The organism is Pseudomonas sp. GW823-FHT02C02, from assembly GCF_058797635.1.
In genome coordinates this window covers 454,803-481,470 of the sequence record NZ_JBXAJV010000001.1, presented here as the reverse complement: position 1 = coordinate 481,470, position 26,668 = coordinate 454,803, and the positions used below count along the sequence as shown (strand labels likewise).

25 protein-coding genes and 1 pseudogene are annotated in these 26,668 nt (G+C 57.8%); 10 read left to right on the top strand and 16 right to left on the bottom strand.

Going from position 1 to position 26,668, the window contains the following annotated elements; genetic code table 11:
• Positions 1-14: 14 nt before the first annotated feature.
• The 7 genes and pseudogenes from folE to xylA form a co-directional block, all read right to left on the bottom strand.
• On the bottom strand, positions 15-575 hold the full coding sequence (gene folE / locus AC1ROI_RS02145; RefSeq protein WP_102599420.1) for a GTP cyclohydrolase I FolE: 561 nt from the start codon (positions 573-575) through the stop codon (positions 15-17).
• A 145-nt stretch (positions 576-720) separates the two neighbouring features.
• Entirely contained in the window at positions 721-1,185 is a 465-nt protein-coding gene (locus AC1ROI_RS02140; RefSeq protein ID WP_077747867.1) for a thiol-disulfide oxidoreductase DCC family protein, read from the bottom strand.
• Between the two features lie 320 nt (positions 1,186-1,505).
• Positions 1,506-1,676: pseudogene (locus AC1ROI_RS02135) on the bottom strand (aldehyde dehydrogenase (NADP(+))); the annotation flags it as partial.
• A gap of 210 nt (positions 1,677-1,886) precedes the next feature.
• Positions 1,887-3,023 (bottom strand): sugar ABC transporter permease, encoded by a 1,137-nt coding sequence (locus AC1ROI_RS02130; protein ID WP_083376604.1) that lies wholly within the window; start codon positions 3,021-3,023, stop codon positions 1,887-1,889.
• Positions 3,023-4,579, bottom strand: a complete 1,557-nt coding sequence (xylG, locus tag AC1ROI_RS02125; protein ID WP_102594136.1) for a D-xylose ABC transporter ATP-binding protein — start codon at positions 4,577-4,579, stop codon at positions 3,023-3,025. The genes AC1ROI_RS02130 and xylG overlap by 1 nt, the downstream gene beginning before the upstream one ends.
• Positions 4,580-4,678: 99 nt before the next feature.
• On the bottom strand, positions 4,679-5,680 hold the full coding sequence (xylF, locus tag AC1ROI_RS02120) for a D-xylose ABC transporter substrate-binding protein (protein WP_102594137.1): 1,002 nt from the start codon (positions 5,678-5,680) through the stop codon (positions 4,679-4,681).
• A 147-nt stretch (positions 5,681-5,827) separates the two neighbouring features.
• Positions 5,828-7,144: a xylose isomerase gene (xylA, locus tag AC1ROI_RS02115; protein ID WP_102594138.1), complete on the bottom strand. Its 1,317-nt coding sequence runs from the start codon at positions 7,142-7,144 to the stop codon at positions 5,828-5,830.
• Positions 7,145-7,323: 179 nt separating this feature from the next.
• Between xylA and AC1ROI_RS02110 the strand changes: the two genes are divergently transcribed.
• On the top strand, positions 7,324-8,499 hold the full coding sequence (locus tag AC1ROI_RS02110; RefSeq protein ID WP_083376607.1) for a XylR family transcriptional regulator: 1,176 nt from the start codon (positions 7,324-7,326) through the stop codon (positions 8,497-8,499).
• A gap of 113 nt (positions 8,500-8,612) precedes the next feature.
• Here AC1ROI_RS02110 and AC1ROI_RS02105 read toward each other — a convergent pair whose 3' ends face one another.
• Together AC1ROI_RS02105 and AC1ROI_RS02100 are read right to left on the bottom strand one after the other, a co-directional pair.
• Positions 8,613-10,190 (bottom strand): GMC family oxidoreductase, encoded by a 1,578-nt coding sequence (locus tag AC1ROI_RS02105; protein WP_102594140.1) that lies wholly within the window; start codon positions 10,188-10,190, stop codon positions 8,613-8,615.
• 63 nt (positions 10,191-10,253) lie between these two features.
• Entirely contained in the window at positions 10,254-11,027 is a 774-nt protein-coding gene (locus AC1ROI_RS02100) for an alpha/beta hydrolase (protein ID WP_077747721.1), read from the bottom strand.
• Positions 11,028-11,115: 88 nt separating this feature from the next.
• Between AC1ROI_RS02100 and AC1ROI_RS02095 the strand changes: the two genes are divergently transcribed.
• Positions 11,116-12,555, top strand: coding sequence for an HD domain-containing phosphohydrolase (locus AC1ROI_RS02095; RefSeq protein WP_102594141.1), 1,440 nt, complete (start codon positions 11,116-11,118; stop codon positions 12,553-12,555).
• 61 nt (positions 12,556-12,616) lie between these two features.
• Here the strand turns inward: AC1ROI_RS02095 and AC1ROI_RS02090 are convergent, their stop codons facing one another.
• Positions 12,617-13,534, bottom strand: coding sequence for a LysR family transcriptional regulator (locus AC1ROI_RS02090; RefSeq protein WP_102594142.1), 918 nt, complete (start codon positions 13,532-13,534; stop codon positions 12,617-12,619).
• Between the two features lie 105 nt (positions 13,535-13,639).
• Here AC1ROI_RS02090 and AC1ROI_RS02085 point away from each other — a divergent pair, with 105 nt between their 5' ends.
• The 4 genes from AC1ROI_RS02085 to AC1ROI_RS02070 all read left to right on the top strand — a co-directional run bounded on the left by AC1ROI_RS02085 (position 13,640) and on the right by AC1ROI_RS02070 (position 18,049).
• Positions 13,640-13,972 carry a nuclear transport factor 2 family protein gene (locus AC1ROI_RS02085; protein ID WP_102594143.1) on the top strand — a complete coding sequence of 111 codons (333 nt, stop codon included), beginning with the start codon at positions 13,640-13,642 and terminating at the stop codon, positions 13,970-13,972.
• Positions 13,966-14,742 carry an SDR family oxidoreductase gene (locus tag AC1ROI_RS02080; protein WP_102594144.1) on the top strand — a complete coding sequence of 259 codons (777 nt, stop codon included), beginning with the start codon at positions 13,966-13,968 and terminating at the stop codon, positions 14,740-14,742. The genes AC1ROI_RS02085 and AC1ROI_RS02080 overlap by 7 nt, the downstream gene beginning before the upstream one ends.
• A 224-nt stretch (positions 14,743-14,966) precedes the next feature.
• Entirely contained in the window at positions 14,967-16,751 is a 1,785-nt protein-coding gene (locus AC1ROI_RS02075; RefSeq protein ID WP_102594145.1) for a SulP family inorganic anion transporter, read from the top strand.
• 305 nt (positions 16,752-17,056) lie between these two features.
• A complete protein-coding gene (locus tag AC1ROI_RS02070) occupies positions 17,057-18,049 on the top strand; it encodes a TerC family protein (protein ID WP_102594146.1) in 993 nt (330 codons plus the stop codon).
• 42 nt (positions 18,050-18,091) lie between these two features.
• On the opposite strand, the gene AC1ROI_RS02065 is transcribed toward AC1ROI_RS02070, so the two are convergent.
• Entirely contained in the window at positions 18,092-18,466 is a 375-nt protein-coding gene (locus AC1ROI_RS02065; protein ID WP_102594147.1) for a sensor histidine kinase, read from the bottom strand.
• Positions 18,467-18,484: 18 nt separating this feature from the next.
• On the opposite strand from AC1ROI_RS02065, the gene AC1ROI_RS02060 reads away from it, so the two are divergent.
• Positions 18,485-18,781 carry a hypothetical protein gene (locus tag AC1ROI_RS02060; protein WP_146012973.1) on the top strand — a complete coding sequence of 99 codons (297 nt, stop codon included), beginning with the start codon at positions 18,485-18,487 and terminating at the stop codon, positions 18,779-18,781.
• A gap of 143 nt (positions 18,782-18,924) precedes the next feature.
• On the opposite strand, the gene AC1ROI_RS02055 is transcribed toward AC1ROI_RS02060, so the two are convergent.
• A complete protein-coding gene (locus tag AC1ROI_RS02055; RefSeq protein WP_256580114.1) occupies positions 18,925-19,188 on the bottom strand; it encodes a cbb3-type cytochrome c oxidase subunit I in 264 nt (87 codons plus the stop codon).
• 28 nt (positions 19,189-19,216) lie between these two features.
• Between AC1ROI_RS02055 and AC1ROI_RS02050 the strand changes: the two genes are divergently transcribed.
• From AC1ROI_RS02050 to AC1ROI_RS02040, 3 genes are all read left to right on the top strand, one after another.
• Positions 19,217-20,170, top strand: a complete 954-nt coding sequence (locus AC1ROI_RS02050) for a TAXI family TRAP transporter solute-binding subunit (RefSeq protein ID WP_102594149.1) — start codon at positions 19,217-19,219, stop codon at positions 20,168-20,170.
• Between the two features lie 81 nt (positions 20,171-20,251).
• Positions 20,252-22,279 (top strand): TRAP transporter permease, encoded by a 2,028-nt coding sequence (locus tag AC1ROI_RS02045; protein ID WP_083376617.1) that lies wholly within the window; start codon positions 20,252-20,254, stop codon positions 22,277-22,279.
• Positions 22,276-22,674, top strand: coding sequence for a DUF1850 domain-containing protein (locus tag AC1ROI_RS02040; protein WP_010460768.1), 399 nt, complete (start codon positions 22,276-22,278; stop codon positions 22,672-22,674). Before AC1ROI_RS02045 ends, AC1ROI_RS02040 begins: the two co-directional genes overlap by 4 nt.
• Before the next feature lie 70 nt (positions 22,675-22,744).
• On the opposite strand, the gene dctM is transcribed toward AC1ROI_RS02040, so the two are convergent.
• From dctM to AC1ROI_RS02020, 4 genes are all read right to left on the bottom strand, one after another.
• On the bottom strand, positions 22,745-24,028 hold the full coding sequence (gene dctM, locus AC1ROI_RS02035) for a C4-dicarboxylate TRAP transporter large permease protein DctM (protein ID WP_102594150.1): 1,284 nt from the start codon (positions 24,026-24,028) through the stop codon (positions 22,745-22,747).
• Positions 24,025-24,657, bottom strand: coding sequence for a TRAP transporter small permease (locus tag AC1ROI_RS02030; protein ID WP_102594151.1), 633 nt, complete (start codon positions 24,655-24,657; stop codon positions 24,025-24,027). The genes dctM and AC1ROI_RS02030 overlap by 4 nt, the downstream gene beginning before the upstream one ends.
• 67 nt (positions 24,658-24,724) lie before the next feature.
• On the bottom strand, positions 24,725-25,720 hold the full coding sequence (gene dctP / locus AC1ROI_RS02025) for a C4-dicarboxylate TRAP substrate-binding protein DctP (RefSeq protein WP_010460763.1): 996 nt from the start codon (positions 25,718-25,720) through the stop codon (positions 24,725-24,727).
• 259 nt (positions 25,721-25,979) lie between these two features.
• On the bottom strand, positions 25,980-26,450 hold the full coding sequence (locus AC1ROI_RS02020) for a hypothetical protein (protein ID WP_146012974.1): 471 nt from the start codon (positions 26,448-26,450) through the stop codon (positions 25,980-25,982).
• Between the last annotated feature and the right edge of the window lie 218 nt (positions 26,451-26,668).

Here is a 26,668-nt window from a genome sequence, read left to right as displayed (position 1 = left end):
ACGGATTTTGGGCCTTAACTGCGTCGCCCAATCAGTTGCAGGAACTCGAGACGCGTAGCGGATGACTCGCGAAAGGCCCCCAGCATCACTGAGGTCGTCATCACAGAGTTTTGCTTTTCCACGCCCCGCATCATCATGCACATGTGCTTTGCCTCAATGACCACGGCCACGCCGGCCGCATCGGTGATGTGATGGATGGCATCAGCAATTTGTTTTGTGAGGTTTTCCTGGATCTGTAAGCGGCGGGCGAACATATCGACGACTCGGGCGACCTTTGATAGACCCAGTACCCTTCCTGTGGGGATGTACGCGACATGAGCCTTGCCGATGACGGGCAGCAGGTGATGCTCACACAATGAATACAGCTCGATATCGCGCACGATGACCATTTCATCGTTTTGCGATTCGAACAGGGCACCGTTGGTCACGTCTTCCAGACTCATCGTGTAACCGTTGCAAAGGTATTGCATCGCCTTGGCTGCGCGCTTGGGCGTGTCCAGCAGTCCTTCACGCTCAGGGTTCTCGCCTACGGCGACGAGAATTTCACGGTAATGCTTGGCTATTGATGGGTTCATTTAGATTCCTCGCAGCCATGCTGCGCTTCATGTTTCGGCAATCCTTGGCAGTAGGAGAGTGCCTGCTGCGCACCAGAAAACACGTTGTGCACCCGATCAGCTATGACCCAGTTCCTTCGTCGGGCCAATGTCAAAGCGAAGCGTTCTAGGGCTGCTTTGTTTTCAACGTGGGCCGCTCGTCTGGTGCGGGTTTTGACTCCGGCACCCCGCAACGGTCATCCACACAGCGACGGCGGCCATCAGGGTGAGGAAGCCATGCCAAATGGGGGCGTAAGCGGCAGAAGCAGCGATAACCTAAAGCAAGCAGCGGTCGGATGGCACGCCATGTCAATGGCGCAGCCCAAAACCCCAGGCCTGCGGCTCGCCAGCTCCACAAGGTGGCGTCCAGACCGGTTACCCAGCGGCCATCGGCGAAACGGGCGTGCAGCGAGGACTGCATTTGCTCGAAAGTGAACCCGAGTGCCTTGGCGTCGAACGCACCGCTGCTGATGTCAATAAAAAGCAGTCGACTCTCTGTGGCGTGTCGATTCAGGATTTTGATTTCACGCGCACACAGTGGACATTGACCGTCGAAGTACAGCGTCAGTGGCCAATCCTTTTTATTGTACATTTCTAGCGATCTTGTATAGGTTTTGTACAAGATATGCTGAAAGAAAAGGACTGACAATGGGCACGATTCATTTGGCTGTTACGCTCAAACTGGAAGAGCGGCTGGTGTTCATTCGAAGGCTGCACTTTTCCCCGAGCATTTTGAGCAGGTTCGTCAATGGGAGTCCGGAATTTGCACATCAGGTCAAGGCGCAATTGCCAGGCTAGATGGACAGCATTGAAACCGCGCTCAGGAGCCTGGCGCTCATGTGCTACGTGTAATGTGCGATACCGTAAATCCGCCGAGCTTCATGAATCGCCTTGGTGAATCCCCCCGAAAATCAGGGCTTGCTGCAGTTGGTGCCGGTCATTAACCGCAACGACGACGACCACCGGGCCAAACACCTCGTGCTTAAGTAACTCGTCATTGTTGATCAGTAGCTCAGCGTCGGCTTCGAATAGCTGTGGATGAGCCTGGCTGCCTTCTTGATGATGGCCTGCTCGATGGTGAATTTGACCAATTCCAGACGGATCCACCGCAAATGGCGTCTGCCTCTGTCCTACTCTTGAATACTCAGTGCTTGCCAGCTGAACCTCCCTCGACAAGATCAACGACCCTATATTGCTTGGGCGGTTATGTTCGGCATTGAAAGAGGGAGGCTTCGGCCTGAGAGAAAGGGCTTATGTCCAATGCGGTCGTAAATGATTTCATCCCGCAGCGGATCAGCGTCGTCCGGTCCGGGTGCTCACGTCTATCCATACGGCCAACACCAAAATGCTGCCTTTGACGATCATCTGCCAGTAACTGTCGACGTCAAGCATGGACATGCCGTTGTCCAGGCTAGTAATGACCAGCGCGCCGAGGAGGGCACCGTAGACCGTACCGGAGCCCCCGCGCATGGAGGTGCCACCGATAAAGCATGCAGCGATGGCGTCGAGTTCGCCCATGCTGCCGGCCGAGGGCGAGCCGGCGGCGAGGCGCGCCGTGTTCACCACGCCGGCGAGCGCGCACATTACGCCCATGATGCCGAAAATCCAGAGCTTCACGGCTTGCACATTGATACCGGACAGGCGCGTTGCTTCCATGTTGCTGCCCACGGAATAGACGCGTCGACCGAATACGGTCTGACTGGTCACGTAGCTGAACACACCCAGCAGAATCAGCAGAAGCAGAACCGGCACGGGGATGCCGTCATAGCTGTTGAGCGTTTGGACGAATCCGGCCAGCACTGCACCGATCAACAGCACTCGAAAAACGTCACGCGCCAGTGAATGTGGCGCCAGACCATGGAGCGCGCGATTGCGCCGTTGTTTCCAGGTCAGGAACAGCGTCAATGCGAACAGCAGAACGCCCAGGGCCATGCCCATCGTGTGTGGCAAATAACCCTGGCCAATGTAGACAAACTCCGGCGACACCGGTGCGATGGTCGTGCCGCCGGTAATCCCCAGTAAAATGCCGCGAAAAGCCAGCATGCCCCCCAGCCCCACGATGAAAGACGGGATGCGCAGGTACGCGGTCATGTAGCCGTTGGCAAGACCGATCAGCAGTCCACACAGGGCGACAAGGCTGAGATTCGCCAGCAGCGGTATGTGGTAGATCACGTCGAGGATGGCCGCCACCCCACCGAGCAAGCCCAGCAATGAGCCGACCGACAAATCGATCTCGCCACTGATGATGACCAGCACCATGCCGCAGGCAAGAATCCCGGTGATGGACATCTGCCGCAGCAGATTGGACAGGTTGCGCGGTGTTAGAAATCCGCCCTCGGTCTGCCAGCTGAAGAACATCCATATCATTGCCACGGCAACCAGCAGCGCGAGCATTTTGTAGCGGGTAAAAAGTTGTTTGACCTGATTCATTACGCGGGTATCCGATCATTATTGTTATAGCCACCAGATTGACTGAGTGCGGCGGCGAGCACCTGTTCCTGGGTGAGTTCGCGGTTGATGAAGTCGCCACGCAACTGCCCCTCGCCGATGACCAATACTCGGTCGGACACACCTAGCACCTCGGCCAGCTCCGAGGAAACCATGATGATCGACACGCCTTCGGCCGCCAGCGCTCCCATCAACTTGTAGATTTCGTACTTGGCGCCGACATCCACACCCCGGGTGGGCTCATCGAGGATCAGGACCCGGGGTTTGGTCAGCAGCATCTTCGCCAACACGGCTTTTTGCTGATTGCCGCCGGAGAGACTGGTAATCGGCAGGAACGGGCTCGCGGTATTAAGGTGCAAGCGCGATATTTCCCGATCGATGCAACCCAGCTCGGCTTCGGCATCAATGCGGGTCAGTTTCGAGTAACCGTCCAGCACGGCCAGGGTGATGTTCTGGCCGACGCCCAGGTCTGGAATGATGCCTTGGCGCTTGCGGTCCTCGGGCACCAGGCACAGGCCGGCACGGATTGACTTGAGCGGTGTGCGGGTGTCGATGGGTTGGCTGTCCAGCCAGACCTCGCCTTCATGGCGGCCGGGGTAGGCGCCAAACAGCGCGGTCACCAGTTCTGTACGGCCGGCGCCGACCAGGCCGGCAATTCCGAGGATTTCCCCACGTTTGAGAACGAACGAAATATCGTCGACCCGTTTGCGTTTGGGGCTATCGACGTCGTAGCAGGTGATGTGACGGGCCTCGAAAATCACGTCGCCGATGTCGTGCGGCTCGGTAGGGTAGAGGTTGCTCATTTCCCGCCCGACCATCTGGGTGATGATCTGCGCAATGTCCATGTCCGCCATGGCGGTCGTGGCGATGTGCTTGCCGTCACGGATCACTGAAATGGTGTCGCACACGGCGGCTACTTCGTCGAGCTTGTGGGAGATGTAGACGCAGGCAACACCCTTGGCCTTGAGGTCGCGGATGATGTCCAGCAACACTTCGATTTCTGAGCGGGTCAGGGCCGATGAAGGCTCGTCGAGGATCAGCAGGCGCGCTTGCTTGTTCAGTGCCTTGGCAATTTCCACCAGTTGCTGATAGCCGCCGCCGTACTGCGAAACCGGTAGCGACACGTTCATGTCCGGCACTTTCAGTTCACGCATCAAGGCTTCGGCACGGTGGATCATCGCCGGGTAATTCATGCGTCCACCGGGCAGCGTCAGTTCATGGCCCATGAAAATGTTCTCGGCCACCGACAGGTCGGGAACCAGCGTCAGTTCCTGGTGAATGATGACGATACCGGCGGCTTCGGTTTCGCTGATGGATTGGGCCTTGAGCGGTTGACCATCCCAGAGAATTTCGCCGTCCCAAGTGCCATGGGGGTAGACCGCCGAAAGGATTTTCATCAGCGTGGACTTGCCGGCGCCGTTCTCGCCGCACAGTCCAACGCACTCACCCGGCCTGACTTTGATGTCGATTCCATTGAGCGCTTTGACACCGCCGAAGGTTTTGACGATACCGTTCATTTGCAGCAGATAATCGGGCATGGCAGAGACTCATGAGCGTGAGGTATGTGGCTGACACTGCAGGAACCAGGGGCTGGCCGGGCTCCCGCAGCGGGCCGTTGAGACGTTACGCTCTGCTGTTCATTTCCCGGCAATCTGTGCCTTGGTGTAGAACCCGTCCTGCTCCAGCAGGTCAATGTTGTTCTTGGTCAACGGGGTTGGCGTGAGCAGGATGGTGTCCACTTTTTTGCTGCCATTGTCGTACTGCGAGCTATAGGCGGGTTTCTCGTTACGCGCCAGTTGTACCGAGAGTTTGGCGGCTTCGGAGGCGATGAGTTTCAGCGGCTTATACACGGTCATGGTTTGAGTGCCATCGATCACTCGCTTGACCGCTGCAAGGTCCGCGTCTTGCCCAGAAATCGGCACCTTGCCAGCCAGTTGCTGAGACGCCAATGCCTGGATGGCGCCGCCTGCCGTGGCGTCGTTGGAGGCAACGATGCCATCGATTTTGTTGTCGTTGCGGGTCAAGGCGTTTTCAACAATGCTCAGCGCTTCGGTCGGGCTCCATTCCTTCACCCATTGTTGGCCAACAATCTTGATGTCCCCCTTGTCGATGGCCGGTTGCAGGACTTTCATCTGCCCTTCGCGCAGCACTTTTGCGTTGTTGTCGGTGGGCGCGCCACCCAGCAGAAAGTAATTGCCCTTGGGCGCTGCGTGCAGCACGCCGCTGGCCTGCATTTCGCCGACCTTTTCGTTATCGAATGAAATGTACGCATCGATATCGGCGTTGAGAATCAGACGGTCATAGGACACAACCTTGATTCCGGCCTTCTTCGCTTCGGCGACGGCGTTGGTCAGGACGGTGGCATTGAACGGCACGATGACGATCACATCGACGCCGCGGGAAATGAGGTTTTCGATTTGCGAGATCTGCTTTTGCTCGTTGCCATCGGCCGATTGCACGAAGACCTTGGCGTCCATTTTATCCGCTGCCGCGACAAAGTAATCGCGGTCCCGTGACCAGCGCTCCAGCCGCAGATCATCAATGGAGAAACCGATTTTCGGGTGGGCGGCATCGGCCATCACCGGCAACGACAGCAGAGCCAAGGCGCCGGCCAATAGCGTGCGTTTTACGTTCTTCATGGTGGTGCGTCCTTTTATTGTTGTTGGAAAGACACTGCCTGATGATGAGTATCGGGCTGGTAGGACTGTAGAGAGTCGGCAGGCGTTGCGGACACAGATTTGTCGCGTAAATGTCACAGCCCCGCTGCCGGCTGACTTCGCTGGCGATCAGCGATAGATGAACCGGTTGACGACATTCTCGAGCATCTCCTGCCTGCCGCTGACGGCTTGCGGGTTCAGCTCGTTAGCGAATGCATGTTCGGCCAGTGACTGGAGATTGAAGTCACCCGTCAGCACCGCCTGCCCGAACGGCTGCTGCCAGCCGGAGTAGCGTTGATCCTTGAGTTGCTGCAGTCGGTCGTCCTGAACCATGGCGGCTGCCCGTTCCAGAGACAGGGCAAGAACGTCCATTGCACCGATATGGCCATGGAACAGATCAATCTCATCGAGGCTCTGGCGGCGGACCTTGGAGTCGAAGTTGAATCCGCCATTCATGAACCCGCCGGCCTTGAGAATTTCATAGGTCACCAGGGTCATTTCTTCGACGCTGTTGGGGAACTGATCGGTGTCCCAACCGTTTTGCGGATCACCGCGGTTGGCGTCGATGCTGCCGAAAATCCCCAGCGAGACGGCCGTCGCAATCTCGTGATGAAAGCTATGGCCTGCCAGGGTTGCGTGGTTGGCCTCGATGTTGACTTTGATTTCCTTTTCCAGACCGAACTGCTGGAGAAAGCCGAAAACGGTCGCGCTGTCGTAATCGTATTGGTGCTTGGTCGGTTCCTGCGGCTTGGGCTCGATCAGCAGGTCGCCTTTGAAGCCGATCTTGTGCTTGTGCTCGACCACCATGCGCATGAAGCGGCCCAGTTGTTCGCGTTCACGTTTCAGATCGGTATTGAGCAAGGTTTCGTAACCTTCGCGACCGCCCCACAACACGTAATTGGAGCCTTTCAGGCGTTGGGTGGCGTTCATGGCGCTGAACACCTGGGCGGCGGCGCAGGCAAACACTTCGGGGTCCGGATTGCTGGCGGCACCGGCGGCAAAGCGTGGGTTGCTGAAACAGTTGGCGGTTCCCCACAGCAGCTTGATTGCGCTGTCTTCCTGATGTCGCTCCAGGTGATCAACCATTTGCGCGAAGTGGTTGCGGTACTCCTTCAGCGAATTGCCCTCCGGGGCGACATCCGTGTCGTGGAAGCAGTAATAGTCGATACCCAGTTTGGAGAAAAACTCGAACGCGGCGGCCGCCTTGTCAATGGCCACCTCCATCGGGTCGCCGGTGTGTTGCCACGGGCGCTTGAAGGTTGCTGCACCGAACACATCGGACCCTGGCCAGACGAAGGTGTGCCAATAACAGGCAGCCATGCGCAGGTGTTCACGCATGGGTTTGCCGAGGATGACTTTGTCGGCGTCGTAGTGTCGGAAGGCGAGGGGCGAGTTGCTGTCAGGGCCTTCGTAGCGAATCTGGTCGACGTTGGGGAAGTACGGCATCAGGCAAATGTCCTTGTTGTTCTTGGCGGTGTCCCGATACTAGCAACGGCCCCGTTACCGCTGATTACGAAAATCATCAACACAGGGTGCGATTTTGAGTATTGAGATTCGTCGACCGGGCGCCTAGTCTGTGCCAATCGCCGTCCAGGACGGCTTGCCTCCAGACCATAATAAAAACAATGAAAACCGTACCTCCCGTGCACCGCATCGCGCTGCTGTTCAACGGCAGCAAGATCTATGACCGCGGCATCATCAGCGGCATCGGCAATTACCTGAGCAGCACGCGTGCCTCTTGGGACCTTTTTCTGGAGGAGGATTTTCTCTGTCGCCTGAAAGGCATCGAACGATGGCAGGGGGATGGGATCATTGCCGACTTCGACGATCCGCTGATCGGTGAGGCGTTGGCCGGCATCGAGTTACCCGTGGTGGCGGTGGGCGGTTCTTACGAGGATGAGCGCGCCTATCCGAAAGGTATCCCGTATGTGGCCACCGATAACGACGCCTTGATTACCCTTGCCTACAAGCACTTGATCGAGGCAGGGCTGACACGTTTTGCCTGCTTCAGCCTGCCGGAAGCGCAGGCCAACCGTTGGGCGCAGGAACGGGAAAAATCCTTTCGACGATTGATGCAACGCGATGGTCTGCACGCTGAGGTCTATCGGGGCATGGGCACCAGCGCGCCACTCTGGGACAGCGCCGTCGAGCAGCAGATCGACTGGCTACAGAGCCTGCCCAAACCCATTGGTATCATCGCCGTCAGTGACGCCCGCGCCCGGCAGTTGCTGCAAGCCTGCCTGACCGCCGGAATCGCCGTCCCGGAGCAGGTGGCACTGATTGGCATCGACAACGACCCGTTGACCCGCTGCTTGACCCGGGTCCCCCTGAGTTCGGTCATCCAGGGCACCGAAACCATGGGGCGCACCGCTGCGCGATTGCTGCACCAGATGCTGCACGGCATGCCCTCCACCGGCATGCACATCCTGATACCCCCGGATGCGATCAACGTGCAGGTCTCGAGTTTGCACCAACCTTTGGGCAACCCATATGTCATGCAAGCCCTGCTGTTCATTCGGCAATATGCCTGCCAGGGCATCAAGTCCGCGCAAGTGGCGGCCTACGTGGGGGTGTCTCGCTCATCGCTGGAATCGCACTTTCGCGATGTGCGAGGCTGCAGCGTCCACGACGAGATCCTGGGTTTCAAATTGGCAGCCGCCACCAACGGGCTGGAGAACACCGATTCAGCCATCGCCGACATCGCGCGCAGTTGCGGCTTCAAATCGGCGCAGTACCTGCACACCGTTTTTCGCCGCGAGTTTGGGTGTACGCCCCGTGAATACCAGCAGGGCGCCAGATAGCGACGCGAAGCGTGTTTGGTCAATTGCTGTGGGTTGCGACTGCGACAGTCAATTGCCTCCCTTTTTTTGCAAGGTCGACGATACCGCCGCCCGCTGTCAGTGTTCTCATTGCCTTATCCGAGTGGCGCTGTGACCGGAGCGATCACTCCATGCGCCGCGAGGATGAGATCGGCTGCTCGCTCGCCAATGACGACGCAAGGAGCCATGGTGTTGCCAACGGTGATTCGCGGCATGATCGAGGCATCGGCGATCCGCAGTTTCTCGATGCCATACACGCGGAGTTGATGGTCGACCACCGACATCGCATCTCGGCCCATTTTCGCGGTGCAGGACTGGTGCCAGTAGGACACTGCAGAACTGCGGATGAACTGCTCCATGGCGCGGTGATCTTTTGGCCCGGGGACCACCTCGCGCTTTACCAACCCATTGAAGGCTTCGCTGTTTCCGATTGCCCGGCAGAGGTCGATCGACGCAAACGCCGACGCTATGTCCTCGGGTGCGCTCAGCGAGTTCGGGTCAATCAGCGGTGCATCCAATGGCCCGGCGCCCGATAGGCGCACGCGCCCTCGACTGACAGGCCTGGCCAGCCCTGCGAACGTCGTCCAACCCTGTTGCGGCGGCAGGATACCCACTTCAGCCGGGGAGGGCACCGCAAATTCAAGCTGACAGTGCAGCAGGTCTGGGGCGTCCAGGCGACTGTCGCTTTTCCAGTACACAGTGGTTTCACAACCACCGCCGCCCACAGCTTGGGGTCGCAAGTATTCCCAGGTACAGGCAAAGGCAATATGGTCCTGAAGATTCTGACCCACGCCGGGAAGGTGACTGATCGGAACGATGCCATGGGGGCGCAGTTCGCGCTCCGGGCCGATTCCTGACTGCATGAGCACCTTGGGCGTATTCACCGCGCCCAGGGACAAGACGACTTCGGCTTCGGCATAGAAGCAGTGGCGTTGCCCTTCGATTATCACTTCGACACCGGCCGCCCGTGAGCCGTCAAGAAGGACACGGGCCACCAATGCGCCGGTGAGGACCGTCAGATTCGGTTGGTGCAGCCGTGGCCGGATATAGGAATCGTAAACGGACTCGCGCCTGCCCTGATTAATGCGCAGATCGGTGATCGCGGCCCCGCCCGGGCCTTCCATCATCGCGCCGTTGGGACTGTCATATCGGGGAATACCGAGACGGCTGGCCGCTTCCAGTATTGCCTTGGCGAGGGGCTGAGGCGTAGCTGGCTGCTCGACATGCACGGGGCCACCAGAACCCCGCCGTGCGGCATCCGGGCTGCCGTGCCAGTTCTCGATCCTCCGGTAATAATCCAGTACCGAATCGTATCCCCAGGCAGCGTCGCCGGACTCGGCAGCGAAGTGATCCCAGTCCGATCGATGCCCGCGTGCCCAGACCATCACGTTGATGCTGGATCCACCCCCGAGCCCCTTGCCCATGTTCAAGGAAAGACGACGACCGTTGAGGTGGGGATTGGCTTGTCCTTCGAATGCCCAGTCGCGCTCCGAACCGAGGTTCAGCGGCCACTGCGCGGGTTCTACAACCTCTGGGCCGTTGTATTCGCTGCCTGCTTCAATCAATAACACGCGTGCGTTGGACTGTTGGGCAAGGCAGGCAGCAACCACGCAGCCCGCCGTGCCTGCGCCACACACGATGAAGTCGTAGTTGCGCTCACTCAGATGATTCATGCGTCCGTTCCGTATCGATGCAGCGGTTGAGTTCTGGGTTATTAGTGGCGCCGCACGCAGCAATCACTGCTCGCCGACTTTTTTCACTGCCTCGAGAATCACCTTGGCCACTTCGGCTGGCTGCGACTGCTGGGGGACATGGCTGGTGCGCAGCTCCGCCAGGGTGGCGCCGATACGCTTGGCGGCAGAGCGCTGGACATCGGGATGGATCATCCGGTCCTCGGTGGCGAGCAGATACCACGACGGTTTGGTCTTCCAGGCCGAAACGGTCGTTTTATCCTCGAACGCGGAGGCTTTGATGGGGCCTTGCGTCGCGGTCATCACGGCGGTCTGCGTCGCAGGGAGGTCCTGGGCGAAGTCCTTGGCCATACCTTCTGGCGTCAAGTAGAGGAAACCGTTGCCGTCAGCCTTGATCTGGCTGATGCCCGGAGGCGTGGGCGCGCCTTTTCCTTGCTCGCCGCTTGTTTGACCGGCATCAGGCGCAAAGGCGGCGACGTACACCAGGGCGCGGACTTTTTCGTCGCTGCCGGCCTGAGTAATCACGGTGCCGCCCCAGGAGTGACCGACCAGAACGACCGGGCCTGGCTGATTGTTCAAGGTTCTTTGCGTCGCGGCGACGTCGTCGGCAAGCGAGGTGAGCGGGTTTTGCACGACCGAAACTGCAACCCCTTTGGCCTGAAGAAGCGGCACGACCTTGGCCCAATCGGAGCCGTCGGCGAATGCACCGTGTACGATGACCACCGAAGGCGTTGTATCTTTGGCCTGACTGACACCCGCGACCAATGTGCTTGCAAGGGCAAAGGCGACGGTGGCGGCTTTCGATCTGAATGTTTTCATTGCATCAGCTCCTGTGTGGGAGCTCAAATTCTGCTGACTGGCCTGCTTCGTGGGCATCGGTCATTTATCCGACTCAAGGCATTTTTTCATGGATAGCGCGTTGCACCTGGACATCTCATTGAGCGGAGCGTTGCGGGCGATCGGCCAGGTCGGGGACCTCAGCATGGGACAGCCTCTCGGGCATTCCCGACGCGTTGCCGCACTGGCGCGGAGTTTGGCGCAGGCCGCACACGGCGAGGGCGAGCATCAGAGGGTAGCGGAGCAGGTCGCCTTGCTGCGCTGGTCAGGTTGCACCGCCAACGCCGAAGGGTTTGCAAATTTGCTGGGTGATGACGTCGATGGCCGCCGTGCGATGCTCGATCTGACCCTGAGCAAAGAGAAAATGAATGCGGTGCATCAGGCGGTCCCGCTTGCCGTGGTGCACTGCGAGGTCTCTGGCGAAGTCGCGAGAACCCTCGAACTGGGTGCCGCTGTCGAGGCCGGCTTGTGCGGCGTATTCGAAACCTACGATGGGACTGGCCGACCGCTGGGCTTGACCCATGAACACATTCCGGAGGTCGCCTATCAGGTGGTGCTTGCAGGTGATCTGGATATTCTCAGTCGAGCACATGGCCTCGACGCGGCGCTGCGCTGGATTCGCGACCAGTCGGATCGGCGTTATCCCGCCTCCCTCGCGTCGTTGCTCATGGATAACGCCAGGGAGTGGCTGGCAGACCTGGAAGGCCTCTCGCAACACCCGGCCGACGCGCAGGCCGAACGTTCGGTCTCGCTGACATTAGTGGGGGACGTGATTGACTTGAAGCTACCCTGGCTGGCGGGGCATTCGCGGCGGGTGGCGCATGTTGCGATGGAGGCTGCACGTTCTTGGGGGCTAGATGAACCTTCCCTGACTGCGATCGGCAAGGCAGCGCTCGTTTACGGTCTCGGCCGGGCAGCCGTTTCCAACCAGCTCTGGAATACCGCCGGGGCGCTTTCTTATAGCGCCGTGGAGCGGGTGCACCTCGTCCCCTACTGGACGCAGCAGGCGCTGAGGCCTATCAGTGAGCTGGCCGTGTCTGCGGAGATTGCAGCCCATGCTTACGAACGGCTGAATGGCAGTGGTTATTTTCGAGGCGTGATGGGTGATGCACTGTGTGCCGAGCATCGACTGTTCGCCACCTCCGTGGCCTGGGTCGCACTAAGGGAAGCCCGGCCATGGAGGACGGCCTATGGCGAATCGGAGGCGGCCAGACTGCTCGCACAGGATGCCGCCGGTGGCTTGTTCGACAAGGATGTTTGTGACGCGGTTATCGCCGCTGCCCGTGGCGAGCGTCGGACTCATCAGCCGAAGGGCTCGTTACTCACCGCACGCGAGTGTGACGTGCTCCTGGAAATCAGCCGCGGCGCTAGTAACAAGCAGGTGGCGCGACTGCTGGACATCAGTCCGAGCACTGTTCGCACCCACATGGAAAGCATATTTCGCAAATTGGAATGCTCGACCCGAGCCGCCGCGACCCTGAAAGGATTGACGCTGGGTTTGATCGCCTGATGCCGAGTAGCGCCAGGTTAATCAGTGCGTGAGGCTCGTTTGTACAATCGATGGGCGACGTTTACGCGGGTCCATCTTTGGCGGGCGGATTGGCGCGAGCCAGGGCGATGAATGCCTTGATCGCGGCGGAGGGGTTGCGGCGGTTAGGGTAGTACAGGCAGAGCTTGTCTCTGGGCGGCGTCCAATCGTCCAATACCCGCTCGAACTGTCCGGCCTCGATTTCATCCCGAACGTCCTGCTCCATGAAAAAGCCGAGCCCCATGCTTTCCTGCACCGCTGCTTTGACGACGCTCGGTTCATCAAGCGTGAGCGGCCCGCTCACATCGAGCCTGGTCACTTCTCCATCTCGCTCGAAATGCCACGGGAAAATCGCCCCATTGGGCAGACGGACACGCACGCACCGATGGTTGAGCAGATCAGGCGGTGTTCGTGGCCTGCCGTATTGGTCGAAGTACGCCGGTGTACCGACCACGGCGTACCGTTGCGGCAGGCCGAGGGGGATCACGATCATATCGCTCGGCACGAGGCTTGCGGAACGTACGCCGAAATCGAAGCCATCAGCGACGATATCCACCAGGCGGCCTTCGGTGACAAGGTCGATGTGTACCTTCGGATGATGCCGCAAGAATTCCACCACCAATGGCAGGAGTGCTGCGCGAGCAGCGCTGGCGAACGCATTGATGCGCAGCGTACCCGAAGGGCCGGCATTGTGGGATCGCACCGCGTCGAGCGCCGCGCGCAAATCCTGCAGGGCCGGCCCCACCTGCTCCAGAAAAATCCTGCCGGCCTCGGTGACGGCCACGCTGCGGGTCGTGCGATTGAACAACCGCGTTTCGAGGCTTGCTTCCAGTTTAGCGATGGTGCTGCTTAACGCGGTGGTTGAGACATTCAGATCGATGGCGGCTTGTCGAAACGAAGCCCTGCGGGCAACCGCTATAACGGCGTCCAGCTCGCTCAGGCCTAAACGAGGGTCTGACATGAATTGTCCTGGATTATGGGATAGGTCATAAAGTTTATCCCAGTTGAGCAAACTATCAGTCAGGTCGCAAGATCACTCCAGGTAATCCATCCAGGGGATCAACAAATGAGCCTTCAGCTTCCCGTCGCCGTTGAGACGTACTTCGATGTCAGCAATGGCGGCGACCTATCACAACTTGCGAGCTGCTTCTGCTCGCATGCCAGGGTGTTCGATGAAAACAAAACGCATGTAGGCATTCAGGCCATCGACGTCTGGCAGAAGGAGGTCCGGCGGGCTTTCTCTTTTGAAGTCCAACCTCTGCAGGCAATGCAGGGAGAGGGCAGGCTGACCGTCATTGCACGGCTTACCGGCCATTTTCCCGGTAGCCCGGTTCAGATGAGTCACGTCTTCACGTTGGAGAGCGATCGCATAGCCTCCTTGGAGATCACGCCATGCTGAACCTTGGCTTGAGTGGTAAGCGAGTCCTCGTCACCGGAGGTACCAAGGGCATCGGGAAGGCCGTGGTCGACCTGTTTCTGGCCGAGGGCGCGAAGGTGATTACCTCTGCTCGGGAGCCAAACAGTGCCCTGCCGGATGGCCTGTTGGTTCTGGCCGATCTTTCGACCCGGGAAGGCTGTGATGCCGTCATCGCCGCGACCCGACAGCGACTGGGCAGTGTGGACATCATCATCCATGTCCTGGGTGGTTCGTCGGCACCTGGCGGCGGCTTCGCTGCACTGGACGAAGAGCAGTGGCAACGTGAGCTCAATCTGAATCTGTTTCCGGCCGTGCGCCTGGATCGTGCCTTGCTCCCGGATATGCTGGAGCGAAAGGAAGGGGTCATCCTCCACGTGACCTCCATCCAGAGTCGGCTGCCTCTGCCGGACGCTACGACAGCCTACGCAGCGGCCAAGGCTGCGCTTTCGACTTACAGCAAGAGTTTATCGAAAGAGGTTTCGCCCAAAGGCGTCCGTGTTGTCCGGGTTTCGCCGGGCTGGGTTGAAACCGAAGCCTCGGTCGCATTGGCCGAGCGACTCGCGCAGGAGGCAGGGACTGACTATCAAGGCGGCAAGCAGATCATCATGGAAGCACTAGGGGGCATCCCGCTCGGGCGCCCATCGACGCCGTCAGAGGTTGCCGACCTGATTGGCTTTCTGGCTTCGCCTCGAGCCTCATCTATCACGGGCAGTGAGTTTGTCATCGACGGCGGAACGGTGCCGACCGCCTAGCCGTCTATTTCGCGCGAATATGCCGAATGCCGAATGCCGAAACCAGCGACCAGCGCGTGTTCACTGCCGGTGGACATTTGGCGAATGTCCGCTTGGCCGTTAGCTGCATTTCATCATTGGCAGCTACCGACCCCGGCATTCGCCCCCTCGGAATCGGGCATCAGGACGGGACAATTTGCCTGATTGAGCTACTGTCTAATCACATTACCGCAGGCCACAGCGCTATGAGCAATTCGGATTCTTTGCCTCCCGTCCCTGAACCGGGCCGGATTGCACGTCGCGGTGTCGGTAACGAAACCGGGTGGGGTCGCTGGCTTCCTGGACTTCGCACGCTACGCGGGTACCGGGTTGCCTGGTTGCGTCACGACATCATGGCCGGGTTGGTGCTCACCACGATGTTGGTGCCCGTTGGCATCGCCTACGCCGTGGCATCGGGCGTGCCCGGCATCTACGGCCTCTATGCGACCATCGTTCCTCTGATCGCTTACGCGTTGTTTGGGCCCAGCCGAATTCTGGTGCTTGGCCCGGATTCTTCACTGGCCGCCGTTATTCTCGCGGTCGTCCTGCCCCTTTCGGGCGGCGATCCACAACGCGCCATCGCACTGGCGGGCATGATGGCGATCGTTTCAGGAACGGTGTGCATCCTGGCGGGCATCATGCGCTTAGGGTTCATTACGGAGTTGCTGTCCAAACCGATCCGTTACGGGTACATGAACGGCATCGCGCTGACTGTACTCATCAGCCAATTACCCAAGCTCTTCGGTTTTTCGATTGAGTCAGACGGCCCGCTGAGAAACATATGGGCCGTCGTCACCGCGGTGATGGAAGGAAAGACCAACTGGACCGCGTTCATGATCGGCGCAGCCACCTTGATCGTGATCCTGCTACTCAAGGATTACAAACGCGTGCCGAGCATCTTGATTGCAGTGGCAGGCGCCACTGTCGTTGTCGGTATGCTGGACCTTGGTACACGCGCGGGGGTGTCGGTACTCGGTTCGCTTCCACAAGGTTTACCGGAGTTGACCATCCCCTGGATCACCCGAGCCGATATTATCCCCGTGCTCATCGGCGGCTGCGCCGTCGCACTTGTGTCGTTCGCCGACACCAGTGTGCTCTCTCGTGTCTATGCAGCACGGACCAGAACCCACGTCGATCCGAACCAGGAGATGGCAGGGCTCGGTTTTGCCAATCTGGCGGCCGGATTTTTTCAAGGCTTTCCGATCAGTAGCAGTTCCTCTCGTACCCCTGTCGCCGAAGCTGCGGGCGCCAAAACCCAGTTGACCGGCGTTGTCGGCGCATTGGCCGTGGCCCTGCTGCTGATGGTGGGGCCGGACCTGTTGCAGAGTTTGCCCAGCAGTGCATTGGCAGCGGTGGTGATCGCGTCGGCCATCGGTCTGATTGAAGTCGCTGACCTGCGACGCATTTATCGCATCCAGCGCTGGGAGTTCTGGTTGTCGATCGTCTGCACTGTCGGCGTGGCGGTGTTCGGCGCAATCGAGGGCATCGGCCTGGCCATCGTGGTCGCCGTCATCGAGTTTCTGTGGGATGGTTGGCGGCCGTATTCCGCAGTGCTGGGACAAGCCAAGGGGGTCAAGGGCTACCACGATATCCAGCGCTATCCCGACGCAAGCCTCATCCCCGGCCTGGTGCTGTTTCGCTGGGATGCGCCGTTGTTTTTCGCCAACGCCGAGCTGTTCAATGACCGCGTGCTGGACGCAGTGGCGGCATCGCCAACGCCCGTGCGCTGGTTAGTCGTTGCAGCGGAACCCGTCACCAGTGTCGACGTCACTTCTTCCGACATGTTATTGGAGTTGGACGAAACCCTGCGCGCCGCAGGCATCAAGTTGTGCATGGCCGAGATGAAGGACCCGGTCAAAGACAAGCTGAAGCGATTCGGTCTTTTCGCGCGACTTGGCGAAACGGCATTCTTTCCCACCATTGACGATGCCGTCGACAGCTACCTGGTGATCCATTCGAGGGATGGGGCAGGGCAGGACGAGACACGCTGAGTGGCGATCGTGCTCGAGCGACTGCTATTGGGCCTGCAGCAGTCGCTTGCGAGTTGCAGAATCGGCGATAAGCGGTCCGCCTGCGTCCAGGGTGATGCATCTGCATGCAGATAGGATCTCTGCCTATCGGCACTCCGACTTCCGCTACGACCTACCGATTTGAAATAACTTGCAAACCTTGCGTGATTGAGAAACCCCACACGCCTCTCTAGATTTGAACTCGCAATGCCGGGCCCCTCTGACAGCTAACCGCTGCCATGTCGGAGTTGCAGTTTGTATAACTTCGACACCTAGAGGAGGGGCTTATGACTGCCCTGGTACCGTTCTTCCTGGCCGAGTTTCTCGGCACCGCCACTTGGTTGTGGCTCGCCTTTATCAGCATCGTAATAGGCCTGTTGGTGTTCGACCTCGGGGTGTTGCACCGTGAGCAGCGAGAAATCGGTGTTCGTGAAAGTCTGCTGCTGTCAGCCGGCTATATCACGGCCGGTTTGCTGTTCGGCCTCTGGGTCTGGCAGATCAAAGGCGGTGACGCCGGGATGGATTTCTACACCGGCTTTCTGATCGAGAAATCGTTGTCGATGGACAACGTATTCCTGATGGCGATGATCTTCAGCTTTCTCGCAATCCCCCGTAAGTATCAACACGAGGTGCTGTTCTGGGGCATTCTCGGTGTCATCGTGCTGCGTGCGATCATGATTGGCCTGGGGGCGGCGCTGATCGCCGAGTTCAGCTGGATTCTCTATGTGTTCGGCATTTTCCTGCTGCTGACCGGCGTGAAGATGCTGTTCAGCAAGGTCGATGCCCACCCGAACCTCAGCGAAAACCTGCTGGTGAAGTTTCTGCGCAGACACATGCGGGTGACCGAGCGACTGCATGAAGGGCGCTTCTTCGTCCGCCAGGCGGACGCCAGCGGCAAGTCCGTGGTCTGGGTGACGCCGTTGTTCCTGGCCCTGGTGCTGATCGAGTGTGCCGACCTGGTGTTCGCCGTGGACAGTGTGCCGGCGATCTTCGCCATTACCCAAGACCCCTTCATTGTCTACACCTCCAACATCTTTGCCATCCTTGGTCTGCGTGCGTTGTATTTCGCTTTGGCGGCGATGATTCACCGTTTCGCCTACCTCAAGTACGCGCTGGCACTGGTGCTGGTGTTTATCGGTGCCAAGATCTTCCTGGTCGGCATCATTGGCAAGATTCCGGCGGTCATTTCCTTGAGCGTGACCCTGGGGTTGCTGCTGAGCGGTGTGCTGCTGTCGCTGTGGAAAACCCGCGATCAGGCCTCTGCTGGCCCGCAGGTGTAAATCCCCAAAGGTGGCGGCTAGCACCGCTTGTTCGCCTCAGTTTCAACCGAAACTGACGCCCAAATCGGTCGACCACTCGGCGTCAGTGTCGGTGTCCTGGGCCGGGTTCAAGACGGGCGGTTCTGGCAAGAGCAGTGGCAAGGCGCACATAAACGTAGCGCCTTGTCCCTTGATACTCGTGGCCCAGATCCTGCCGTCATGAAATTCGATGATCGAGCGGCAAATAGACAGCCCCATGCCCAGCCCTTCAGCCTTGGTGGTATAGAACGGGTTGAACAGTGACGGCAAATCGGCGACATCAATGCCTTCGCCGCTGTCATTGACTTCTATGATCACTTCGTTGCGCTCAACCCTCGTGCAAATGTTCAGCGAGCGCGCTCCTTCACACAGATTGCCCATGGCCTGGCAGGCGTTCATGACGAGATTGATGATGACTTGTTACAACTGCACGCGATCGCCATTGATGCGAGCGTCGGCGGCATCCAGCAACAAATGCTGTTTGATGTGTTTATGACTCATCTCATGCTGAACCAGCAGCAGAGTGTCAGTCACGATTTTGTCGAAGGCATGATGTTGACGTTGTGGGACGCACTTCTTCGACAACGCACGGATGCCAGTGATGGCGTCACTGGCGCGCATCGAACGTTGCGCCCCGGTCAGAAAAGCCTGATTGCGGCGCAATTCATTGGTCGATGGTCACTATTCGGATCGAAAAAACATGCGCCGACATGAACAGCAGGGTGATGTAGAGCACGGCATGCGCGAGATCCGAGTCAATCAAAAGATTGATGACGGAGATAGTGGCGATTGTTGAACCGCAGGTCGGGGCGAATGTAGCGCAGGATCAACAAGCCAAACCCCAGCGCCAGGAAGCCTTAGACACCGAACAGGGCAGCGTGGGCATGTAGCGGGGTGGTGTTCAAACCTTGTATGTAGAACAGCGCGATTGGCGGGTTGATCAGGGAACCGAAGACTCCGGCACCGAGCATGTTCCAGAAGGCGCAGGCCACGAAAAACTGTAATGGCCAACGCACGCGTTCCATCCACGGGGCGCGGTCGCGCAGACGCCAGTTTTCCCCAGGCCAACTCAGTTTCCCACTCAAGTCGTGGGTTTCGACTACAGTGGTAAGACTCTGCATAAAGCCATAACAAGACGGAGAGTTTTCCATGCGAGTAACCAGTCGCTTTAGCCTCTTTGCGGCCACCGCTGCGTTGACAGTCTCGTGCGCAGCTAACGCCGCACCTGTGTTCATAAACATCCTTACAGGTGGTACTAGCGGGGTTTATTACCCCATTGGGGTTGGGCTGTCACAGATATACAGCGATGGGATACCGGGTGCGAAGACTTCTGTCCAGGCGACCAAAGCCTCGGTGGAAAATCTCAACCTTTTACAAGCTGGTCGTGGGGAGCTCGCTCTGGCGCTTGGGGACTCTGTGGCTGATGCAAAAAACGGAGTGGAAGATGCCGGATTCAAGGCCCCGCTGACAAAGTTGCGAGCAATTGCAGGCGCCTATCCGAACTACATTCAAATTGTTGCGAATAAAGAGTCCGGCATCAAAACCTTGGCGGATTTGAAAGGGAAAACCATCTCCGTCGGCGCCCCGAAGTCCGGTACCGAACTGAACGCACGTGCGATTTTCAAAGCGGCGGGATTGACGTACGAAGACATGAGCAAAGTCCAATACCTACCCTTCGCGGAGTCGGTAGAGCTGATCAAAAACCGTCAGTTAGATGCCACGCTTCAGTCCTCGGGTTTAGGCATGGCGGCCATCCGCGACCTTTCCTCAACCATGCCATTGAACTACGTCGCGATCCCTCCTGATGTGGTTACGAAAATCGGCAATGCCGCTTATCAGCCTGCACAAATTCCAGCCAACACCTATGACGGACAACCTGAGCCAGTGCCTACTGTGGCGATCACTAATATTTTTGTGACACGCGAGGACGTCTCTGAGGATGTTGCCTACCAGATGACCAAGCTGATGTTCGAAAACCTCACTCGCCTGGGTAATTCTCACTCAGCCGCCAAGGACATCAAGTTGCAAAATGCTGCCAGGAATCTACCCATTCCACTTCACCCCGGTGCCGAGCGCTACTACAAGGAAGCTGGAGCGCTGTAATCCAAAAATGCGCCACGGGGATGGTCGCTAGAGCGATAGAGCGGTTCGTACCCTTCTATGTAGTTTTGAGGCAGGTACCCAATGAGCGAAGATCATCATGGCATCGCCGCCAACCCACGCGACTGGCCGAAGACGCTGTTCTACGTGGCGTTGTTGTTTTCTGTTTTCCAGATTGTTACCGCTGCGTTTGCGCCTGTTTCCAGCCAGGTGCTGCGCGCGGTGCACGTTGGTTTCCTGCTGTGGGTGGTGTTTCTGAGTTACCCGGCGTACGGCAGAGCACGTCCTTGGCAGCCGCTGGCCTGGATATTGAGCCTCGCGGGGATTACCACTGCTTTGTATCAATGGTTCTTCGAGGCGGATTTGATCCAGCGTTCAGGTGACCTGACTACAGCTGACATGGTGGTTGGGCTGGTATTGATCGCCTTGGTGTTTGAGGCGGCGCGTCGGGTGATGGGGATCGCTTTGCCTGTCATCTGTGGATTGTTTCTGGCCTACGGTCTATTGGGTGAATACCTGCCAGGCGACCTGGCTCATCGAGGCTACGGATTCGATCAAATCGTCAACCAGTTGTCATTCGGCACCGAAGGTCTCTACGGCACACCAACCTACGTTTCCGCTACCTATATTTTCCTGTTCATTTTGTTCGGGTCCTTTCTCGAACAGGCCGGCATGATCAAATTGTTCACAGATTTCGCGATGGGACTGTTTGGCCACAAACTCGGGGGGCCGGCAAAAGTATCGGTCGCGTCATCGGCTTTGATGGGGACGATCACAGGCTCAGGCATTGCGAACGTTGTCACAACCGGGCAGTTCACGATTCCATTGATGAAGCGCTTCGGCTACAAGGCAGCATTTGCTGGCGGCGTAGAGGCGACGTCGAGCATGGGCAGCCAACTGATGCCGCCTGTGATGGGGGCTGTCGCGTTTATTATGGCGGAAACAATTAATGTCCCGTTTGTAGAGATCGCCAAAGCTGCGTTAATTCCAGCCATCCTGTATTTCGGTTCGGTGTTCTGGATGGTTCACCTTGAGGCAAAACGCTCCGACCTTAAGGGGTTACCCAAAGACCAATGCCCCAGCGCATGGGGTGCGGTAAAGGAAAGTTGGTATTTGCTGATTCCGCTTTTTGTCCTGGTCTACCTGCTGTTTTCCGGACGTACTCCGCTGTTCTCCGGAATGGTGGGGCTGGCGCTAACAGCCATCGTTATTCTCGGTTCGGCAATCATTCTTCGGGTGTCCAGTTTCGCGTTGCGGTGTGCGTTCTGGATCGCGCTTGGTGTCCTCTGCGTCGGTTTTTTCCAGTTGGGTATTAGCGTGATCTTTGCGGTGATCGCCACGTTAGTGGTCATCTGCTGGTTCATTCAGGGAGGCCGAGCAACCCTGAGTATTTGCCTGCATGCGTTAGTCGAAGGTGCTCGCCATGCTGTACCGGTCGGGATTGCTTGCGCGCTAGTGGGAATCATCATCGGCGTAGTGTCATTGACGGGGATAGCCTCGACTTTCGCTGGTTACATACTGGCCATCGGCAGGGATAATTTGTTGTTGTCACTCATACTGACGATGATTACCTGCCTTGTGTTGGGCATGGGTATCCCGACGATTCCCAACTACATCATTACCAGTTCGATTGCAGCACCTGCTCTGCTTGAGTTGGGTGTGCCGCTGATCGTGTCGCACATGTTCGTTTTCTATTTCGGAATTCTTGCAGACCTTACGCCACCGGTTGCTTTGGCATGCTTTGCCGCAGCGCCCATCGCCAAGGAAACAGGATTCAAGATCAGTCTGTGGGCGGTTCGTATTGCATTGGCTGGCTTTGTCATTCCGTTCATGGCGGTCTACAACCCTGCGCTCATGATGCAAGGCGACAATTTGTGGATGACGGCTTATATGTTGGTGAAGACAGTGTTGGCCGTTGGCCTCTGGGGAATGGCGTCCACAGGTTATCTGCAACAGAAGATGCCGATTTGGGAGCGTGTATTGAGTTTCGCCGCAGGTGCTTTGTTGGTCGTTGCGCTGCCGTTGACTGACGAAATCGGTTTCGTGCTGGGTGTGTTGATAATACTTCAGCATGTCTGGCGATCTCGTCGTGTCAGACCGGCCATCGCATGATTGGCTTGTGCCTGGGTTTGGCCGGCGTCGCCTGGGCCCAACTCCCTGTTTCAAGCTTTACACTGGCTTGGAACCACTCAATTGAAAAAATTCGTTGGGAAGAAGACTACCGCGTCTCGGAGCAGGGACTTGTGCTCACCGAGGCCAGGGTCAAAGGGAATGGCGCGGGTATGGAGATTCCCCCGGAGGCCAGGTTGGAAAAAGGCAGTTGGCACTATCAACGTCACCTGCCGCCTTTGCAGCCTCTGAGTCTGGGACGCACCCCGCAAGCAGGTGACTACCAGTTATGCTTCCAACAGCAATGTCATGAGATGAGCGAGTGGCTAGGGCCACCCGTCAGCAACCCGGCCTCAGTGGATCTATGGAGTTGCTGGACGGACTCAGGACAACACTAAGTGGCCGGGGTAGCACAAACGTGAAAGCCCTGTCCGGATACGAACGTCCAGTACCCGGACAGGGGAGGCATCAGCTCATGCCCAGCCAGTTTGGTAAAGCCAGGGAGATCCAAGGCACGTAGGTAATCAGGATCAGGAACAGGAGCAGTATCATCAGCCAAGGCATGGCGGCTCTGATCGTTGCCGGCAGAGTCATACCTGTCACAGCAGAGGTCACGAACAGGTTCAGACCCACGGGCGGCGTGATCAAGCCGATCTCCAGATTCACCACCATAATGATGCCCAGGTGAATGGGATCGATACCCAGCTTCATGGCGATGGGGAAGAGGATCGGTGCCAGGATCAGGATGATGGCCGAAGGTTCCATAAAGGCCCCTGCAATCAACAGCACAATGTTCACCACCAGCAGGAACATCATCGGTGTCAGACCCGCCTCTATCACCCACACGGTGATCTGTTGCGGTAGTTGCTCGGTGGTCAAAACGTGCGCGAAGAGCATGGCGTTGGCAATAATGAACATCAGCATGATGCTCAGCTTGGCCGAGTCCAGCAGGACCTTTGGCGTTTCGCGGAACGTCAGGTCTTTGTAGACGAACAAGGCGATGAAGGCCGAGTACACGGCCGCCACCGCCGCAGCTTCGGTGGGGGTAAACATCCCGGAGTAGATACCTCCCAGGATGATGAACATCAGCAGTAGACCCCAGATCGCCTTGCGTGCCGTGCCAAGCCATTCACGGAACGTCGCGCGCGGCATGGCGGGCAGCTTTTTCTTCACGGCGACGATGTAGATCGCCACCATCAGCGCCAACCCCAGCAGCAGGCCTGGTAACACGCCCGCCATGAACAGTTTGCCGACAGACGTTTCGGTCGCGGCGGCGTAGACCACCATGACGATCGAGGGTGGAATCAGGATGCCCAGGGTCCCAGCGTTACAGACGATCCCCGCGCCGAAGGCCTGCGGATAACCGGAGCGGACCATGCCGGCAATGGCAATTGAACCCACCGCCGCCACAGTGGCTGGGCTCGATCCTGAAAGGGCAGCGAACAACATGCACGCCAACACGGCAGCGATAGCCAGACCACCACGGATATGACCGACACAGGCATTGGCAAAGTCAATCAGCCGCCGAGCGACGCCACCGGTGGTCATGAAGGCCCCCGCGAGCAGAAAGAACGGGATGGCCAGCAGCGTGTAGTGCTCCGACGTTTCGAACAACTTGATCGCCAGTGAGCGCACCGAGTCCGGGCTGAAAAAAACGATGGTCAGTGAGCCTGCCAACCCCAGGGAGATAGCAATGGGAACGCCGATCAACATCAGCACGAACAATGATGCAAAGAGGAAGGCAATGGTCATGACTTGTCATCCTCGTGTTCGGTCAGCTTCAACGCATCTGCGGCTTCATCAGCCAGGCCCAGGCCGGTCTGCCTGTTTTGCAGGATGCGCACGAGAATTTCAGCGAAACGGATGAAAACCAAGGCGAACCCTACGGGGACGATCAACCCGATGTGCCATTGCATGATCCCGTATTGGCCCAGGTCTTCGGCGCCAATTTGGGCAACCATCAGGGTCTGGATCCAGCCAAAACTGGCGATGCTGAGCAGCCCGGCATAAGTCAGGCAGAAAAGGCAGGCGATAATGCCAATGAACCGTTGCACCGGTTTACTGGCCAACTTGACCAGGGCGTCGACGCCGATATGGCCCGCGGTGCGCACGCCGTACGACAGCCCGAAAAATATCAGCCAGCCAAACAGGGCCTTGGTCAGTGAGGTGCTCCAGGTCATGGCTTGCGCCATACCCATGACGCCGTCGCCGATGGCGAACAGCGATTCGCTGGCGCTTTCCCAGCTCTCGGCGAGACGGTAGAACAGGGTGTAGAGGTTGTTGAGGACAACGTAGACGAATGTTACCAACGTCATGGCCGCCAGAAGGAAGACGATGAAGCCTTCCTCGAAGTGTTCCCAGATGCGCCGAAGAGCATTCATGGATGGCATCTCCTGTAGCGGATGGCAGGCAGGTGCTGCCAAGGCGGCAACACCTGTCGTCCACCGATCATTGGGCCTGGTTGGCAGCTTCAGCCGCGGTGATCAGCTCGGCGCCGATATCGCCTTCGAACTTCTTCCACACGGGCTTCATCGCAACGCGCCATTGGTCGCGCTGCTCAGGCGTCAGGATGATGATCTCGGTGGTCTTGGCCGCAATGATGCTCTGCTTGGCGTTCTGATTCAGCTGCTCGGCCTCTTTGTTCACATGGGCGGTGACTTCGACGAGGATCTTGTCCAGCTCGCCACGAAGCTCTGGCGATAAACCATTCCAGAATTTGGTGTTGGTGATCAGCATGTAGTCCAGTACACCGTGGTTGGATTCGGTGATGTACTTCTGTACTTCATGCATTTTCTGGCTGTAAATGTTCGAGTAAGGATTCTCCGCTCCGTTGACAACACCGGTCTGCAAGCCTTGATAAACCTCGGCGAAGCTCATCTTGCGTGGATTGGCGCGTATGACCTTGAACTGTTCCTCTAGCACGGCAGAGGCCTGCACCCGGAACTTCAACCCACGGGCATCACCCGGCACTCGGAGCGCTTTGTTCGCGGACAGTTGTTTCATCCCGTTGTGCCAATAGGCCAGTCCTGTGATGTTTTTGTCTTCCATGGACTTGAGCAGTCCCTGGCCCTGCGGGCTCAGCTGAAAGCGGTCAACGGCGGAGATGTCATCAAACAGGAAAGGCAGGTCGAACAGTTGAACGGTCTTGGTGTAGTGCTCGAACTTGGCCAGCGACGGTGCAATCATCTGTACGTCCCCGAGCAGTAAGGCTTCCATCTCTTTGCCATCGCCAAACAACGAAGAGTTGGGGTAGACCTCTACTTTGACCTTGCCGGGCAAGCGTTCTTCCACCAGTTTCTTGAACAGCAGGGCGCCTTGGCCTTTGGGAGTCTGCTCTGCAACGACGTGGGAGAATTTTATAATCACCGGATCAGCAGCCATGACCGTGCTCATGGTGCCAAGGGCAAGGGCGCAGGCGAGTGCTTTCCACATGGGTTTGAACATGGGGGGAATTCCTCTTGTTTTAGTTTTTCGTGCGATTCCATGCTCTGAAAAGCATGCGCACGGCGGACAAGAGCAAGTCTAGGCAGAAAACCGCGATTTGAAAGGCGATGACTGAATGTAGTTAGAAATCTTGTCTGTAAGAGGGTGTCGCCTTCGGAAACACTCTCTTACAATATTAACGCTTGGCGTGAATGCGCTAAGGGTTAGCGGCGTGTCGTGTTTAATCGGTTTCGGTGATTTCGGCGTTTTTATCCGGCGTTTATTGCATGGTCAACGTCAACTGATATGCCCCCTGGGCCCGGTTAGTACGGATGACCGTCACGACGCCACTGCCCATTTCAAGTTGCACGTTCTCGCCTTTCAGTATCGATTCGTCAATCTTATGCGGTATTGATAAGCCCAGCGCTCTCACCGAGAGGCGCTTGGTGGCTTTGATCATTTCACGCTTGGCATCATCGGCGAGAGAGGGCGACGCGATATCGATGATCAGACTGAGATGTTCAGGTATGTGGTCGGCGCCTTGAGCAACAAATCTAATAGTATTGCCGCTAGTACTGTCGGCGCGGATATCCCGTACAGGACTCGAACAACCTTCCGTCCCATCCGCGCTGGTCGACCATGTATTCGCGCGCAGTCGAGTATCGCTGTCAGGGCCCGAAAACACAGTATCTTTCGCAATCCAGCTAGGCGGACCAGCGAATCCAAAATTCGCTATCGCAACAATAGCCAATAGCCAATAGCCAATAGCATGGGCAGAAATTTTATAGCGTTTTCTCCAATGCAAATATATGGGCTAAGACATCCCTCCACGGAACAGATTTATTGTCCGCTGAAAATAGCATTTAATGGCTTCTACGATCGGTTGCCTGACTAACCTCTTAGTGTGACCAGGTAACACCTAAGAATAATTACTCGGCTTGTCTAAGCGCTTCGATAACGAAGGTGACA

Excerpts from the sequence above, each read along its gene's own strand:
- AC1ROI_RS02030 (WP_102594151.1), bottom strand. The coding sequence starts at position 24,657 with ATGAATGCTCTTCGGCGCATCTGGGAACACTTCGAGGAAGGCTTCATC.
- folE (WP_102599420.1), bottom strand. The coding sequence starts at position 575 with ATGAACCCATCAATAGCCAAGCATTACCGTGAAATTCTCGTCGCCGTA.
- AC1ROI_RS02095 (WP_102594141.1), top strand. The coding sequence starts at position 11,116 with ATGGATAGCGCGTTGCACCTGGACATCTCATTGAGCGGAGCGTTGCGG.
- AC1ROI_RS02110 (WP_083376607.1), top strand. The coding sequence starts at position 7,324 with ATGAAAACCGTACCTCCCGTGCACCGCATCGCGCTGCTGTTCAACGGC.
- AC1ROI_RS02130 (WP_083376604.1), bottom strand. The coding sequence starts at position 3,023 with ATGAATCAGGTCAAACAACTTTTTACCCGCTACAAAATGCTCGCGCTG.
- xylF (WP_102594137.1), bottom strand. The coding sequence starts at position 5,680 with ATGAAGAACGTAAAACGCACGCTATTGGCCGGCGCCTTGGCTCTGCTG.
- xylA (WP_102594138.1), bottom strand. The coding sequence starts at position 7,144 with ATGCCGTACTTCCCCAACGTCGACCAGATTCGCTACGAAGGCCCTGAC.
- dctM (WP_102594150.1), bottom strand. The coding sequence starts at position 24,028 with ATGACCATTGCCTTCCTCTTTGCATCATTGTTCGTGCTGATGTTGATC.
- AC1ROI_RS02040 (WP_010460768.1), top strand. The coding sequence starts at position 22,276 with ATGATTGGCTTGTGCCTGGGTTTGGCCGGCGTCGCCTGGGCCCAACTC.
- AC1ROI_RS02050 (WP_102594149.1), top strand. The coding sequence starts at position 19,217 with ATGCGAGTAACCAGTCGCTTTAGCCTCTTTGCGGCCACCGCTGCGTTG.
- dctP (WP_010460763.1), bottom strand. The coding sequence starts at position 25,720 with ATGTTCAAACCCATGTGGAAAGCACTCGCCTGCGCCCTTGCCCTTGGC.
- AC1ROI_RS02085 (WP_102594143.1), top strand. The coding sequence starts at position 13,640 with ATGAGCCTTCAGCTTCCCGTCGCCGTTGAGACGTACTTCGATGTCAGC.
- AC1ROI_RS02045 (WP_083376617.1), top strand. The coding sequence starts at position 20,252 with ATGAGCGAAGATCATCATGGCATCGCCGCCAACCCACGCGACTGGCCG.
- AC1ROI_RS02070 (WP_102594146.1), top strand. The coding sequence starts at position 17,057 with ATGACTGCCCTGGTACCGTTCTTCCTGGCCGAGTTTCTCGGCACCGCC.
- AC1ROI_RS02140 (WP_077747867.1), bottom strand. The coding sequence starts at position 1,185 with ATGTACAATAAAAAGGATTGGCCACTGACGCTGTACTTCGACGGTCAA.
- AC1ROI_RS02075 (WP_102594145.1), top strand. The coding sequence starts at position 14,967 with ATGAGCAATTCGGATTCTTTGCCTCCCGTCCCTGAACCGGGCCGGATT.
- xylG (WP_102594136.1), bottom strand. The coding sequence starts at position 4,579 with ATGCCCGATTATCTGCTGCAAATGAACGGTATCGTCAAAACCTTCGGC.
- AC1ROI_RS02090 (WP_102594142.1), bottom strand. The coding sequence starts at position 13,534 with ATGTCAGACCCTCGTTTAGGCCTGAGCGAGCTGGACGCCGTTATAGCG.
- AC1ROI_RS02080 (WP_102594144.1), top strand. The coding sequence starts at position 13,966 with ATGCTGAACCTTGGCTTGAGTGGTAAGCGAGTCCTCGTCACCGGAGGT.
- AC1ROI_RS02055 (WP_256580114.1), bottom strand. The coding sequence starts at position 19,188 with ATGCAGAGTCTTACCACTGTAGTCGAAACCCACGACTTGAGTGGGAAA.
- AC1ROI_RS02105 (WP_102594140.1), bottom strand. The coding sequence starts at position 10,190 with ATGAATCATCTGAGTGAGCGCAACTACGACTTCATCGTGTGTGGCGCA.
- AC1ROI_RS02065 (WP_102594147.1), bottom strand. The coding sequence starts at position 18,466 with ATGAACGCCTGCCAGGCCATGGGCAATCTGTGTGAAGGAGCGCGCTCG.
- AC1ROI_RS02100 (WP_077747721.1), bottom strand. The coding sequence starts at position 11,027 with ATGAAAACATTCAGATCGAAAGCCGCCACCGTCGCCTTTGCCCTTGCA.